Raw genomic sequence first — 14,404 nt, 5'->3', positions numbered from 1 at the left:
GGAGAACAAATATGAAAAAACTCTTGCTGGCCACTGCGGCCACCGCACTGACCTGTGGCGCGGCATTTGCCGATGATCACGCTGTCAAAATCGGCGTTCTGCTGGGCTTCACTGGCCCGCTGGAAAGCCTTGCTCCGCCGATCGCTGGCGGTGCAGAAGCTGCAATCGCTGAAGTCAGCGCAAGCGGTACGTTCATGGGCGGAAAAGAAGTCATGGCGATCCGTGGCGATTCGACCTGTGTGGATTCGGCTGCTGCAACCGCTGCGGCTGAACGTCTGGTCACCGGTGACGGCGTAGCCGGTATCGTTGGTGCAATGTGCTCGGGTGCAACCGGCGCTGTTCTGACCGGCGTGTCGATGCCGAACGGTGTTGCTCAGGTATCGCCCTCGGCGACCTCGCCTGCTCTGTCGACGCTGGAAGACAACGGCCTGTTCTTCCGTCTGGCCCCGTCGGACGCCCGTCAGGGTGAACTGATGGCCGACATCATCATGGGCAAAGGCGTCAAGTCGGTTGCCTTGACCTATACCAACAACGACTACGGCAAAGGTCTTGCTGACAGCTTCGCCGCTGCGTTTGAAGCTGCTGGCGGCACCGTCACCATCAACGCAGCCCACGAAGACGGCAAAGCCGATTATTCGGCTGAAGTTGGCGCTCTGGCCTCGGCCGGTGGCGACGCTCTGGTTGTTGCGGGTTACTCGGACCAAGGTGGTGCAGGCGTGATCCAAGGTGCTTTGGACAGCGGTGCATTTGACCTGTTCGTCCTGCCCGACGGCATGGTGTCGGACGCTCTGACCGAGAAATTCGGTTCGGATCTGGACGGCAGCTTTGGTCAGCACCCCGCATCGAAAACCGACGGTGCCGGTAAACTGGAAGCGCTGCTGGCAGATGCCGGTATCGATGGCGCGTCGGTCTATGCCAAAGAAGGTTACGACTCGGCAGCTGTTCTGCTTCTGGGCATGCACAAAGCAGGCACCACCGATGGCGCAGCCGTTGCTGCTGCGATCACCGAAGTGGCCAACGCTCCGGGCGAGCCGATTGGACCGGGTGAACTGGCCAAAGCGCTGGAAATCCTGTCGAATGGCGGCGACATCGACTATGTCGGTGGCTCGGACGTCGAACTGGTCGGCCCCGGTGAAAGCGGCGGTAGCTTCCGTGAAGTTGTCATCGAAGGTGGCGAATTCAAAGAAGTCGGCTTCCACTAAACCGACCTGAAAATCAACGAAACAGCCCGGTTTTTCCGGGCTGTTTCCGTAAGTTACGCCATAAACTTGAAGTGGCAGGAGAATTCACATGATCGTCATCGAGGATGTCCACAAACATTTTGGCGGCTTTCGCGCCGTCGATGGGGCAACCCTGACCATCCAGGATCAGTCCATTACCGGCCTGATCGGCCCTAACGGCGCGGGCAAAACGACGCTGTTTAACGTCATCGCGGGCGTGTTGAAGCCGACATCCGGTCGGATCACCATGGCGGGTGAAGACATCACCGGCCTGCCCCCGCATGAACTGTTCCACAAAGGTCTTCTGCGCACCTTCCAAATCGCGCATGAGTTCGGATCGATGACCTGCCGCGAGAACCTGATGATGGTGCCCGGCGGTCAATCTGGCGAACGCCTGTGGGACACATGGTTTGGCCGCAAACGGATTGCGGACGAAGAACGCGCTTTGAAGGCGAAAGCGGATGAAGTCCTTGAGTTCCTGACGATCTCGCACATCTCGAACCTGCGGGCGGGCGAAATCTCGGGTGGACAGAAGAAGCTTCTGGAGCTGGGTCGCACCATGATGGTCGACGCCAAGATCGTCTTTCTGGACGAGGTCGGCGCCGGTGTGAACCGCACGCTGCTTTACACCATCGCGGATGCGATCAAACGTCTGAACGAAGAGCGCGGCTACACCTTCGTCGTCATCGAACACGACATGGATTTCATCGAGAAGATCTGTGATCCAGTGATCTGTATGGCCGAAGGAAAAGTTCTGGCCGAAGGCACTTTGGCCGAAATTAAGGCCAACGAACAAGTGATCGAAGCCTATCTGGGCACCGGCCTGAAGAATAAGAAAGAGGACGCATAATGAGCGAACCTTTCCTCATCGGAGACAGCATGACCGGCGGCTACGGCAAAGGCCCGGACATTCTGCACGACTGCACCATCGCCGTCGACAAGGGCGAGATCGCAGTGATCGTTGGCCCCAACGGTGCGGGCAAATCTACCGGCATGAAAGCCGTGTTTGGTATGCTGGACGTGCGCTCGGGCGCGGTGCGGCTGGATGGTGAAGACATCACCAAACTGTCGCCTCAGGCCCGGGTACGCAAGGGCATGGGCTTTGTGCCGCAGACCCACAACATCTTCACCGCGATGACGGTGGAAGAGAACCTGGAAATGGGTGGTTTCATCCGCACAGATGACATCCGCGAGACGATCGAACAGGTCTATGAGCTGTTCCCGATCCTGCGTGAAAAGCGCAACCAACCCGCGGGAGAACTGTCTGGTGGGCAGCGTCAACAGGTGGCCGTGGGCCGCGCGCTGATGACCAAACCGACGGTTTTGATGCTGGACGAACCCACCGCAGGCGTCAGCCCCATCGTGATGGACGAGCTATTTGACCGGATTATCGAGGTCGCCCGCACCGGCATCTCGATCCTGATGGTGGAACAGAACGCCCGCCAAGCGCTTGAGATTGCTGACAAAGGCTATGTTCTGGTGCAAGGCCGCAACGCGCATACGGGCTCGGGCAAAGAACTTCTTGCCGACCCCGAAGTCCGCCAATCGTTCTTGGGAGGCTGAGTATGGACTTTCTGAACGCGCTTGTCGCGCTTTCCAACTTTGTACTGATCCCCGCGATCGCCTATGGCAGCCAGTTGGCGCTTGGCGCGTTGGGGGTCACGCTGATCTATGGGATCCTGCGGTTCTCGAACTTCGCGCACGGCGACACGATGGCCTTCGGGGCGATGGTGACGATCCTGTTTACGTGGTGGTTCCAGTCAATGGGTCTGTCTATTCACCCGCTGCCGACCGCCCTTCTGGCCCTGCCCTTTGGCATTGTCGTCACGGCGATGTTGTTGATCCTGACAGACCGGACCGTGTATAGGTTCTATCGTCGTGTGAAAGCAAAGCCGATTGTGTTCGTCATGGCCTCGATGGGTGTGATGTTCATCATGAACGGTGTCGTCCGTTTCATCATTGGACCGGGGGATCAGCGCTTTGCCGATGGAGAACGCTTCATCATCAAAGCCCGCGACTTTAAGAATGCCACCGGCCTGAGCGAAGGACTGGCTTTCAAAACGTCACAGGGCATCACCATCGTAACTGCGATCATCGTGGTTGCTGTGTTGTTCTGGTTCCTCAACCGGACCCGCACGGGTAAATCCATGCGCGCGTTTTCAGACAACGAGGATCTGGCGCTTCTGTCTGGTATCAACCCAGAACGCGTTGTGATGATCACATGGATCATCGTCGCTGCCCTGATCACCATCGCAGGCACGCTGTACGGACTGGACAAGACCTTTAAACCGTTCACCTATTTCCAGCTATTGCTGCCCATCTTCGCCTCGGCCATCGTGGGCGGTCTGGGCAACCCGCTGGGCGCCATCGCAGGCGGGTTCGTGATTGCGTTTTCCGAGGTCACGATCACCTACGCCTGGAAGAAAGTTGCAGTCTATTTGCTGCCCGAAAGCCTTGAACCAACAGGCCTCGTCCAGCTGATGTCCACCGACTATAAATTCGCCGTCAGCTTTGTGATCCTGATCGTCGTTCTGCTGTTCAAACCTACGGGTCTATTCAAGGGGCAATCGGTATGAGCTATTCTCTTCGTACACCGCTTCTGTTTGGCGCTGTTGCGCTGCTGTTCATCCTTCAGGGTTCGACTGACTGGTGGATCTTTGCAGGCAGTTGGAATGCCTCTCTGACGATCCTGAATATGGCGCTGATCTCGGCCATCATGGCTTTGGGCGTGAACCTGCAATGGGGCTATGCGGGCCTGTTTAACGTCGGCATCATGGGCTTTGTCGCCCTTGGTGGTCTGGCAACTGTGCTGGTTTCGATGCCCGCAACGCCCGGCGCCTGGAGCCAAGGCGGCGTTGGCATCGTATTTGGCTTGTTGGTGGGGGCCGCGACCGTGGTCGCCGCGGTGCTGATCAACACCCGCATGGCCGCGGGACGCAATCGCACCTTGGCCACGATTGGCACGCTGGTGGTGGGCTTTTTCCTTTATCGCTTCATCTTTGATGCAGGTGTTGCCGGAGTTGAAGCGATCAACCCTGCACAAACCGGCTATCTTGGTGGGCTGAACCCTGGTGGGCCCGAGAACTATAAAGCACATGGTTATATGACCCTGTTGGCTTGGCCTGTCGGGGGGATTTTGGCGGCGGGCGCAGCTTGGGTCGTCGGCAAAACAGCTTTGGGATTGCGTTCGGATTATCTGGCCATCGCGACGCTTGGGATTTCCGAGATTGTCATCGCAGTCATCAAAAATGAAGACTGGATGGCGCGCGGCGTGAAGAACGTGATCGGCCTGCCCCGCCCCGTTCCTTACGAGGTCGACCTGCAGCAAAGCGCCGATTTCGTCGCCCGCGCGGACAGTCTTGGGCTGGATGCAACGACGGCGTCAACACTGGCGGTAAAGCTGTCCTATTCAGCACTGTTCACTGTGGTTCTGGTTGCTCTGATCATTCTGGCCCAGCTTTCGCTGAATTCCCCGTGGGGCCGGATGATGCGGGCCATTCGCGACAATGAAGTCGCCGCCCAAGCCATGGGCAAAGACGTGACCAAACGACATCTGCAGATTTTTGTGTTGGGGTCCGCGCTGTGCGGACTGGCGGGTGCCATGATGACCACGCTGGACGGCCAGCTGGTGCCGGGCACCTATCAGCCGCTGCGATTTACCTTCCTGATTTGGGTCATGGTGATTGTCGGCGGATCGGGCAACAATCTGGGGTCCGTTCTGGGAGCCTTCCTGATCTGGTTTTTGTGGATCCAGGTGGAGCCTATCGGTAACTGGCTGATGTCTGTTGTGACCTATGGAATGGAAGATGGATCAGCCCTGAAGACGCACCTGATCGATTCCGCTGCGCATATGCGCCTGTTCTCGATGGGGATCGTGCTTCTGTTGGTTCTTCGTTTCAGCCCACGCGGCTTGATCCCAGAGAAGTAAGCCATGACCGCGGCCAATATCGCAGTGGTGTTATTGGCCGCCGGTCAGTCCCGCCGAATGGGGCAAGACAAGCTTTTGAAGACGCTACCAAATGGGAAAAGCCTGTTGGAAGACCGCATTCGAATGATTGCAGCGACTGGTGTAACCCCCTTCGTGGCGCTTCCTGAAAACTCCCAACGAACACGGCTTCTTGAAACGCTTCCGGCTGTCGTTGTTCCGGTGAAGGATCAGACATTGGGACTGGGGCATAGCCTGTCCACAGCGGTGGCCGCCATACCGGCACAGATTGACGGGATCATGGTCATGCTGTGTGATCTTCCAGATCTAACATCCAACGATCTGTCTGCAATGATGGCGCAATTCGATGGATCAAGCATCTTACGCGGCGCAAGTGAAGACGGGATCCCCGGCCATCCAGTGATCTTTCCGATGACATATCGAACTCAACTGATGACGATAACCGGCGACAAGGGGGCCCAGGACGTGCTTCAAAACAGCCCGGTCACCCTGCATAGATTGCCCGGACAGAATGCCGTTCTGGATCTCGATACGCCCGAAGACTGGGCCGAATGGGAAAAAGAGACGGTTAGGTCGCCGCGAAAATGACACTGGCCTCGCGCTGATCGATCACCAGATAGTCTCGCAGATAGGACGCGATCCCCTGCTGACTGCGCAGCCTAGGGCAGGCATCCAAAATCTCTTGCGCGGCTTCTGGCGCGTCGCGGCGAATTTGATCAATCTCGGGGATCAGGCTTTCCACCCAGTAATCGCCACAGCGGATCATCTCGGTCTTGTCGAGCAGAATGTGCACCATCAATGGCGATACAGAGCCATCGGCCTGTGCCTGCCCTGCTTCTGCCAGCATCTCTGCTGTGCAAACCACTTGCGGCTCACCGGTTAGCATTTCACAAAATGGATGGTCCACAAGCACAAGACTGCCCGGCGTCAGAAGCGCGCCGGATTGTCCGTCGGAAAGCGCTGCAAATCGAATGGCGGCAGAATTGTTGGTCTTTGACATTGTTGAATGCCCCACCCAACGGATTGGCGCAAATCGGCCTTTTAATGTTTTGACGCGATCCCCGGCGTTCAAGCTACGCGCATCCACGACACCGCGATCTGTTTCGACCATCGTGTTCGCTGAAACCCCAGACAATGCGCCACCAAGCTTGGCGCGGCGCGATTCATTTTGCGCCGACACAGACGCGCCCAATCGAACGACCGGCACCCCCGGCCACGATACGCTCACATCGTCCTCAATTCTGAAATCACGAAGTACCAAATTGGACACCTACAACTCGTCATGCTTGGCTGGATAACTGTTTTTCCAGCTCTCACTAAGGGGAATTTATCGGGAAATCATGCCCAAAGTGTGAAAATGATCAAAAGAAATAGGCACCTGCGACGAAATGAAATATCAGGTATTTCTGCGACGTCAGCCAAAATAAATCACCTTAGAATTAAGTTTATGATAAACTTAAATAAATACCATGCAGATTACCCTTTTGGTCAACTGAGATATTGCATTACGCCTAGAGGTTGTTTCCTATTTTCCACGCGTTGGACGAAAAATCCACCCTCCACCACCGATACACAACACGCATTCAGAGAGACCGCCGGTTTCTATCTGATCTATAGTGGTCCGGAAGGCGTGGATAAATCACAATGTGACAGAAATATGACATACCCTTCAGTCCTCCAGCCTCCCCAAAGAATCAACCAAATCCTGCATCAGCACATCGACCGGCTCGCAGCCGACAGAAAGGCGGACATAGCCTGCCGACACATCATCCCCCCAGCGTGCACGCCGCTCGGCCGAGCTGTGAACACCGCCAAATGACGTCGCAGGGCGCAGAAAATTGCTGGTGTTGATAAACTGCTCGGCGCGGGCCTCTGTGCCGAGATCCAGACCGATCAGGAAACCAAAGCGCTCCATCTGTGCTGCTGCCAGATTATGCGATGGATCACTTGGCAATCCCGGGAAGCGTGCTGATCTGACTGCTGGATGCGCAGCAAGCACCGGGGCGATGACCGCGGCGCTGTCGCACATACGCGAGAACCTCAGCTCTAGCGTTTCAAGTCCGCGATACAGCGCCCACGCAGCGTGGGGAGACGGTATGCAGCCTGACATTTTGCGCCAGTCCTTGACGCGGGCCAACCACGCAGGATCGCGCGTAGCAACATGCCCCATCAGAAGATCCGAGTGGCCGCCCGGCGCTTTAGTGTCAGAGGCAACGACGATATCTGCCCCCAAATCCAACGGGCGCTGCCCAAAGGGCGTCATTGTGGTGTTATCCACGATTGTGATCCCGCCCGCCGCGCGTACTTGCCCACAAATCGCTGGAAGATCGCATAGATCCAGTCCGGGATTCGACGGCGTTTCGATAAACACCACGTCAAAATCAGCAAACCCACCTTCGGCAATACTGGCGGTCGGGCGTTCGGTGACGCTTACCCCGAAACCGGCCAGAAACTCAGACGACAGTACACGGGTGACATAGTACCCATCCGACGGCACCAACAGCCGCTTCCCAGCCCCTAGGCTGGCAAATAACGCAGCCGAGATCGCCGCCATTCCCGATGGCAGCGCCACGCATGGTGCGTCTTCCAAAATAGACAGAGCATCTTCCAGCGCCTCCCATGTCGGGTTGTCGACACGGCCATAGGCGGGGCTGTCTGCTGGATCTCCGGGAAGATGAAACATCGAGCTGGTCGTGATCGGGAGGGCAATCGGCTCACCTTTGGACAGCGCCCTTCCACGATGATGCAACAGCTCGGCCGCGCGGCTCAACGGATTGAGATCTTTGGGTGTTTCGCTCATGACATGCTCCGGTCGGCCACCGGCATACATGGATCACGAATTCGGCGGGAAGTTGGTGCCCAAGGTGAGACTCGAACTCACACGATGTTGCCATCGGGGGATTTTGAATCCCCTGCGTCTACCATTCCGCCACTTGGGCACTGTTGGGATGAGATACCCAAGCCACGGGGCAAGGTCAACGGCATTTCCGCCCCTGCCCCGTGCAAATTTTATCTGGTCAGAACAACACCCCAACCAGCCAAAGCGTGATCCCGGGGAAAGCCACCAGAACGACCACACGGATCAGGTCGGACAGCACGAACGGAGCGACACCGCGATAGGTTGCGCTCATCGGGATGTCGCGGGCCATCGAGTTGATGATGAACAGGTTCATCCCAACAGGGGGCGTGATCAGGCCGACCTCGACCACGATCAGCGCGAGGATCCCAAACCAGATGCCGGCCTCTTCCGGGGTCAGGCCGAAGTCCAAGATCTCGATGATCGGATAGAAGATCGGAATGGTCAGAAGGATCATCGACAGGCTGTCCATGACACATCCGAAGATCAGATAAGCGATCAGCATCATGGTCAGGACCAGAAGCGGTGCATAGCCTTGCGCCGAGACCCAATCGGCCAGCATCTGCGGCGCTTGGGTGAAGGCCAGGAACGAGTTGAAGATCTGTGCACCCAGAACAATGAAAAAGATCATCGCAGTGGATTGCGCGGTGGCCAGAACACTGTCCAGAAAGCCTTTCCAGGTCAGGCCACCCGTCATCACACCATAAAGGCCCGTTGCAACCGCGCCAACAGCAGCGCCTTCCGTCGGCGTGAACAGCGCCTGCACGCCCACTTTCGACCAGTTCCAGTCACCAGCAATCCCGCCCATCACAAGGCCGAAGATCACAACAACCGGCCAGATCGACAACAGCGTTTTGAAACGTTCAACATATGGAACACGTTCCGCCGTCGTGGCGCTGTCGGGGTTGATCCGCACCATCACGGCCACGGTCAACATATACCCGAGGGCCGCCAGAATGCCCGGCACCAGCGCCGCAATGAACATTTTCACGATGTTCTGCTCGGTCAAGATCGCATAGATCACCAGAATGACGGATGGCGGGATCAAGATACCCAATGTGCCACCTGCCGCCAAAACCCCTGTCGACAAGGCGTCCGAATAGCCGCGTTTCCGCATCTCGGGCAGCGCCACCTGCCCCATGGTCGAAGCGGTCGCCAGCGACGAGCCGCAGACCGCGCCGAAACCGGCACAGGCACCAACCGCAGCCATCGCCACACCGCCCTTGCGGTGCCCCAACCAATCCGAGGCCGCATTGAACAGCGCGCCTGACATGCCGGATTTAGTCGCAAATTGTCCCATTAGCAAAAACAGCGGCACAATCGACAGCGAATAGCTAGAGAACGTGTCATAGGACAAAGTTTTCAACTGGCTTAGCGTCACATTGGGACGCCCCATCATATACCAAATTCCGAAAAATCCGGTCAGACCCATTGCCAGACCAATCGGAAGGCGCAGAAAAATCGCCAGAAGCATCAGCGCAAAAGCGATGATCGCAAGTTCGATGCCGGTCATACGTGTTGCTCCTTACCGTCAAGCACCCAGTTGAAAGACCGCCATGTCGTATAGACGGCGACCACAAGGAAAAACGCCGCGCCGATCAGGCACAGGCCAAATGGGATCCACAAAGGGACTTCCAGCTCATATGTGCTTTCTGCAAAGAAAGGCTTCGAACCCATACCAAGGGCCGTTCTGAACGCGTCCGAACCGAAGGGGAATTTCTCGCCAAAGCCCAACCACAGACGCCAAAGGATGATGAACGCTGCCCCGGTCAAGAAGAGGTCCCCGATAAAACCAAGGAAGGCTTGGATACGTTCCGGAAGGCGTGTGATGAAGATGTCTACGGTCACATGGCCGCGTTTAAACTGGCACCACGGCATAAAGGCGAAGACGGCGATGGCGCAGCCCATCTCGACAATCTCGAAATCACCTTTGACTGGCGACAGACCATAGCCCGACAACGCCCGTCCGATAATTGAGACCACTGTGGTCATGGCAATGGCGACCAGCACGGCGCCACCCGAATACGCCATCCAGCGGCTTAGGAATTCCATGATGCGCCCCACCCGGAGCTCGGCAGATTTCGCGATCGCCACGACGTTCCCCCTTCTTGATCCCGTGCTGCACCTGTTTGGCAGCTTCGTAAGAAAAACTCCGGGCAGCCGGTCAGGCCACCCGGAGCAGTGATGTGGTGCAGATTACTGGGCCGAGTGCTTGGCAACCAGCTCTTTCGCATAAGCAACCATACCTTCGCCATCCAAACCTTTCGAGGTCATGTCGGCAGCCCAGGCTTCAACCTGCTTGTCGCCCATGGCACGGATTTCAGCCACCAGTTCAGGATCCAGTTCGTGGATCTTGTTGTCAGTGCCTGCGACGATCTCGCGGCCGATCACATCCCCTTTGTCAAAGGACGCGCCCGCCCAAGCCGAGGCTTCCAGCCCCGAGTTCGCGTCGATCACAGCCTTCAGATCATCCGGCAGACCAGCATAGGTGTCTTTGTTCATCGCCCAGATAAAGAACGTGTTGTACAGCGAACGGTCACCGGGGATCTCGGTGTGGCTGTCTGCCAGTTCATGCACTTTCAGCGGCGGAACGATTTCCCACGGAATTACGCCACCTTCAACAACGCCTTTCGACAGGCTTTCCGGGAAGGTCGGCAAAGGCATGCCAACGGGCGTTGCGCCAAGCGTTTCAAACAGGGTGTTTGCCTGACGCGACGGGCCGCGCAGTTTCAGACCTTCGAAATCGGAAAGAGCCATCACCGGCTCGCCTTTTTTGTGAATGACGCCCGGGCCGTGTACGTGAACGGCCAGCAGTTTGACGTCGCCCATACGCTCCATCAGATATTTTTCCGAAAACTCCCAAGCAGCTTTCGACGAAGCTTCTGCGTTGCGCGCAGTCATAAAGGGCAGCTCAAATGCTTCGGCTTCGGGGAAACGACCGGGTGTATAGGCAGGCAGCGCCCAGCCACAGTCGATCACGCCATCGCGGATCTGGTCATACAGCGCTTGCGGCTTACCACCCAGCTGCATCGCCGGATACAGTTCAACCTTGATGCGACCGCCCGAGTCTTTCTCGATCTTTTCGGCCCACGGTGTCATGAAATAAAGCGGGGTCGAACCCTTTGGCGGCAGGAAGTGCTGGCAGCGCAGCGTGACGTCCTGTGCAACGCTGGCGGTGGCGCTCAGCCCCAATGCAAAGGCGCCTGCCAATGTGGCTTTCATGGTAAATTTCATTTCGCTTCCTCCCAAACGCGAGTGTGTGTCAACTGCCCGGGCACCCGCCCCGGCAACTGGCGTCAATACAAACAGGCTCGGCTGACTCGTGCAAGCTTTTTTGACCACGCGGTCGGCTTTGTTGATCCTGTCGCTGAAATTTTTGTAGTCAAATTTCGTTGCGTTCGCAACATTATTTCCGATTGCCAAGTATTTCTACGCTTTTGCTGCCCGAAACACGTGTCTTTAAAGGCTGGCCACCCAATGTCGGATCACATAATGAACCGGCAGAGAATCACAGACTGCGGGCCGAGAACGTATCGCAGACCCGCATATCACCGCTTTCCAAACCGCGTGTGAACCAACGTTCGCGCTGATCTGACGTTCCATGCGTGAAGGTATGTGGCATCGGCACCCGCCCAGCATTTCGCTGCAATGTATCATCGCCGATCTGGCGTGCGGCATTCATTGCTTCGGCAATATCGCCACGCTCAAGCGACCCAAATCGCGCCTGCGCTTCGCGTGCCCAAATGCCCGAGAAGCAATCAGCCTGAAGCTCAATCCGTACCGAAATGGCGTTGCTTTCTTCTTGGCTGACTTGTTGGCGAACGCGATTGGCTTGCATCAGGATACCAAGTTCGTTCTGGACATGATGTGCCACTTCATGCGCGACCACATAGGCTGCGGCAAAGTCTCCTCCGGCGCCCAATTTGCGCGACATGGTCGTGAAAAACGACGTATCCAGATAGACTTTGCGATCTCCGGGGCAATAGAACGGACCCGTCGCACCCGAGGCGCCGCCACAGGGGCTTTGTGTCACACCTTTGTACAGTACCAGAACTGCTGGATTATAAGGTTCACCCACTTGAGACTGGAAAAGACTGGCCCATACCTCTTCCGTATCGGCCAACGTTACGGATACGAATTCGCCTGCCTGACGGTCGGCCTCGGTAATTTCGCTGTTTGCAGTGCTTCCAACGCCACCGCCGCCTTGCAAAAGTGGCGTGACATCCACACCCATGAAATAGCCGATCGCCAAAATGGCCAGCAATCCAAGCCCACCGACTTGTGCCTTACCACCACCCGCGCGCCGTCGATCTTCAATATTACGGCTTCCGCGCCGACCCTGCCATTTCATGTTTCGTCTCCCTCACCAGCAACCAACAACAATCACAGCCAGTTTACCGACCTGACCCACAGCTTCAAGCATCGCTGACTTGACCTTGCGCCCTACACGTGTTTCGTCAGGGGCAAGAAAAGTTACGCGAGCACGAGCATGATCAAACGGCTTTACGATTGGACGATGGGTCTGGCCAACACGCCACACGCGCTTTGGGCGCTGGCAGTGGTGGCATTTCTGGAAAGCTCGGTCTTTCCAATCCCGCCAGATGTTCTGATGATCCCGATGATCATCGCGCGCCCCTCGCGTGCGTTTGTCGTCGCAGGTGTGGCTCTGGTAGCATCCGTTCTGGGCGGCATGTTCGGGTACTATATCGGCTGGGGGCTATTTGAAACGGTCGGCCGTCCGGTGCTGGAATTCTATGGCAAAGACGCGTATTTCGGCGAATTCGCGGAGCGATATAACGAATGGGGCGCTTGGGCGGTTCTTGTCGCGGGCGTGACCCCGTTCCCTTACAAGGTGATCACCATCCTGTCAGGCACGACCGGGCTGAACTTTGGTGTCTTCATGGTCGCCAGCGTCATCGCACGCGGTTTGCGCTTCTTCATCGTCGCCACACTTTTGTGGAAGTTTGGTGCACCCATCCGTGACTTCATCGAACGCAGGCTGGGCCTGATGTTTGCCCTTTTCTGTGCGCTTCTGCTTGGTGGATTCTATATGGTGAAATTCCTATGAGCATGCTGGATCGACTGTCGACAAAAAACCTGATCATCACAGCCGCCGTCGCATCAGCCGGTATTCTGGGCGGGGCCTTCGTATTCCAGGCACTTGGCTATGCTCCGTGCAAGATGTGCTTTTGGCAACGCTGGCCACACGCGATTGCTGTCATCCTTGGCGGGGCAGCTTTGGCGACCAAAATGCGACTGCTGCGTTGGGTGGGTGCGGTCACCATGGCCGTGTCTGCAGGCCTTGGCATCTTTCACTCCGGGGTCGAACGAAAATGGTGGGATGGTCCTGCGTCCTGCTCGGGCGGAGGCGTCGGCAACCTGTCGGTTGAAGACCTGATGGCCCAAATCAAAGCCGCACCGCTGGTGCGCTGCGATGAAATTCCGTGGCGCCTGTCAGACATGATCCCCATTGACGCGCTGGACATCACCATGGCCAACTTCAATGCAATTGGGTCTTTGGCCTTGATGGTTATGTGGATCGTGGCAGCGCGACGCCCAGACTAAGTTAGTCTTTGTTGCGCAAAAGCTGACGAAGGATGCCGTGGAACATTTGCACGTCCAAACGGCTGAGGTTAAGGCGGCTCCACATATTACGCTGGGTGATTTTCATCACTTCGGCTTTGGTCTCGGGGAAGAAATACCCGGCCTCGTCCAGTCGCGCCTCGTAATGCTCGGCCAGCTTTTCAACCTCGATCGCGCTGGCAGGTTCGCTGCTGGCCCATTCCATCACGTGATGGGCAGTTTCATGGCTTTGACGGCGATATTCATAGGCCGTCAGAAGCACGCATTGCGCAAGGTTCAGCGACGCAAACTGAGGATTGACGGGGACCGAGATCAGGGCGTTTGCCCGCGCGATTTCGTCATTCTCAAGCCCGGTGCGTTCCGGCCCAAACAGCACGGCAACCTTCTTGCCCTGAAGCCGCATCGCACGCGCCTCTTCCATGGCACGTTCCGGGCTTAGGACCGGTTTTGCCAAATCGCGCGACCGCGCTGTCGTTGCATAGACATAGTCGCAATCGCCGATCCCATCGGAAAGCGAGTCATAGACCCCTGCCGCGTCCAATACGCGCCCGGCCCCCGATGCCATCGCCACCGCAGATGGGTTCGGCCAGCCGTCACGCGGCGCAATGATCCGCATCCGCTCTAACCCGAAATTCAACATCGCCCGCGCTGCTGCGCCGATGTTTTCCCCCATCTGAGGGCGTACCAGTACGATCTCGGGCTGTGGTCCCAAATTAGTCTCGGGCGTATTCATCGCGGCAGTCTCTTTCATTTGGCCTCTGTCCATCGGACTGCCGCGTGATACGCTGAGCAGGATCA

Annotated in this window: 15 protein-coding genes and 1 tRNA gene; 8 read left to right on the top strand and 8 right to left on the bottom strand. The window is 57.1% G+C overall.

Going from position 1 to position 14,404, the window contains the following annotated elements; genetic code table 11:
* Positions 1 to 11 precede the first annotated feature (11 nt).
* The 6 genes from FIL88_RS06220 (at position 12) to FIL88_RS06195 (ending at position 5,754) form a co-directional block, all read left to right on the top strand.
* Complete coding sequence (locus FIL88_RS06220) at positions 12 to 1,202, top strand: ABC transporter substrate-binding protein (protein ID WP_142852908.1); 1,191 nt, start codon at positions 12 to 14, stop codon at positions 1,200 to 1,202.
* An 88-nt stretch (positions 1,203 to 1,290) separates the two neighbouring features.
* Positions 1,291 to 2,070: an ABC transporter ATP-binding protein gene (locus tag FIL88_RS06215; RefSeq protein ID WP_142852907.1), complete on the top strand. Its 780-nt coding sequence runs from the start codon at positions 1,291 to 1,293 to the stop codon at positions 2,068 to 2,070.
* Positions 2,070 to 2,783 carry an ABC transporter ATP-binding protein gene (locus FIL88_RS06210; RefSeq protein ID WP_142852906.1) on the top strand — a complete coding sequence of 238 codons (714 nt, stop codon included), beginning with the start codon at positions 2,070 to 2,072 and terminating at the stop codon, positions 2,781 to 2,783. The genes FIL88_RS06215 and FIL88_RS06210 overlap by 1 nt, the downstream gene beginning before the upstream one ends.
* Positions 2,784 to 2,785: 2 nt before the next feature.
* On the top strand, positions 2,786 to 3,796 hold the full coding sequence (locus FIL88_RS06205) for a branched-chain amino acid ABC transporter permease (RefSeq protein ID WP_142852905.1): 1,011 nt from the start codon (positions 2,786 to 2,788) through the stop codon (positions 3,794 to 3,796).
* Positions 3,793 to 5,148, top strand: a complete 1,356-nt coding sequence (locus FIL88_RS06200) for a branched-chain amino acid ABC transporter permease (protein WP_142852904.1) — start codon at positions 3,793 to 3,795, stop codon at positions 5,146 to 5,148. Before FIL88_RS06205 ends, FIL88_RS06200 begins: the two co-directional genes overlap by 4 nt.
* Before the next feature lie 3 nt (positions 5,149 to 5,151).
* The gene (locus tag FIL88_RS06195) at positions 5,152 to 5,754 is read left to right on the top strand and encodes a nucleotidyltransferase family protein (protein WP_142852903.1); all 603 of its coding nucleotides are present in this window, start codon (positions 5,152 to 5,154) and stop codon (positions 5,752 to 5,754) included.
* Here FIL88_RS06195 and FIL88_RS06190 read toward each other — a convergent pair.
* From FIL88_RS06190 to ypfJ, 7 genes are all read right to left on the bottom strand, one after another.
* Positions 5,735 to 6,394, bottom strand: coding sequence for a Hint domain-containing protein (locus FIL88_RS06190; protein WP_142852902.1), 660 nt, complete (start codon positions 6,392 to 6,394; stop codon positions 5,735 to 5,737). The two genes, FIL88_RS06195 and FIL88_RS06190, sit on opposite strands and share 20 nt — an antisense overlap.
* Positions 6,395 to 6,835: 441 nt before the next feature.
* Positions 6,836 to 7,966 (bottom strand): cystathionine gamma-lyase, encoded by a 1,131-nt coding sequence (locus tag FIL88_RS06185; protein ID WP_142852901.1) that lies wholly within the window; start codon positions 7,964 to 7,966, stop codon positions 6,836 to 6,838.
* 53 nt (positions 7,967 to 8,019) lie between these two features.
* Positions 8,020 to 8,105: transfer RNA gene (locus tag FIL88_RS06180), tRNA-Leu, on the bottom strand.
* A gap of 78 nt (positions 8,106 to 8,183) precedes the next feature.
* Positions 8,184 to 9,536, bottom strand: a complete 1,353-nt coding sequence (locus FIL88_RS06175) for a TRAP transporter large permease (RefSeq protein WP_142852900.1) — start codon at positions 9,534 to 9,536, stop codon at positions 8,184 to 8,186.
* Entirely contained in the window at positions 9,533 to 10,117 is a 585-nt protein-coding gene (locus FIL88_RS06170) for a TRAP transporter small permease (protein ID WP_142852899.1), read from the bottom strand. The genes FIL88_RS06175 and FIL88_RS06170 overlap by 4 nt, the downstream gene beginning before the upstream one ends.
* A 102-nt stretch (positions 10,118 to 10,219) precedes the next feature.
* Positions 10,220 to 11,257, bottom strand: coding sequence for a TRAP transporter substrate-binding protein (locus FIL88_RS06165; RefSeq protein WP_142852898.1), 1,038 nt, complete (start codon positions 11,255 to 11,257; stop codon positions 10,220 to 10,222).
* Between the two features lie 274 nt (positions 11,258 to 11,531).
* Entirely contained in the window at positions 11,532 to 12,374 is an 843-nt protein-coding gene (gene ypfJ / locus FIL88_RS06160) for a KPN_02809 family neutral zinc metallopeptidase (protein ID WP_142852897.1), read from the bottom strand.
* 138 nt (positions 12,375 to 12,512) lie between these two features.
* Here ypfJ and FIL88_RS06155 point away from each other — a divergent pair, with 138 nt between their 5' ends.
* Positions 12,513 to 13,091, top strand: coding sequence for a YqaA family protein (locus tag FIL88_RS06155; protein WP_142852896.1), 579 nt, complete (start codon positions 12,513 to 12,515; stop codon positions 13,089 to 13,091).
* Positions 13,088 to 13,588 carry a disulfide bond formation protein B gene (locus FIL88_RS06150; protein WP_185960852.1) on the top strand — a complete coding sequence of 167 codons (501 nt, stop codon included), beginning with the start codon at positions 13,088 to 13,090 and terminating at the stop codon, positions 13,586 to 13,588. Before FIL88_RS06155 ends, FIL88_RS06150 begins: the two co-directional genes overlap by 4 nt.
* A gap of 1 nt (position 13,589) precedes the next feature.
* Here FIL88_RS06150 and FIL88_RS06145 read toward each other — a convergent pair whose 3' ends face one another.
* Positions 13,590 to 14,357 carry an RNA methyltransferase gene (locus FIL88_RS06145; protein ID WP_246066622.1) on the bottom strand — a complete coding sequence of 256 codons (768 nt, stop codon included), beginning with the start codon at positions 14,355 to 14,357 and terminating at the stop codon, positions 13,590 to 13,592.
* Positions 14,358 to 14,404 lie beyond the last annotated feature (47 nt).

Source organism: Aliiroseovarius halocynthiae (assembly GCF_007004645.1).
GTDB lineage: Bacteria > Pseudomonadota > Alphaproteobacteria > Rhodobacterales > Rhodobacteraceae > Aliiroseovarius > Aliiroseovarius halocynthiae.
Note: the sequence above shows the minus strand (reverse complement) of the source record. Positions and strands in the feature narration are given on the sequence as shown.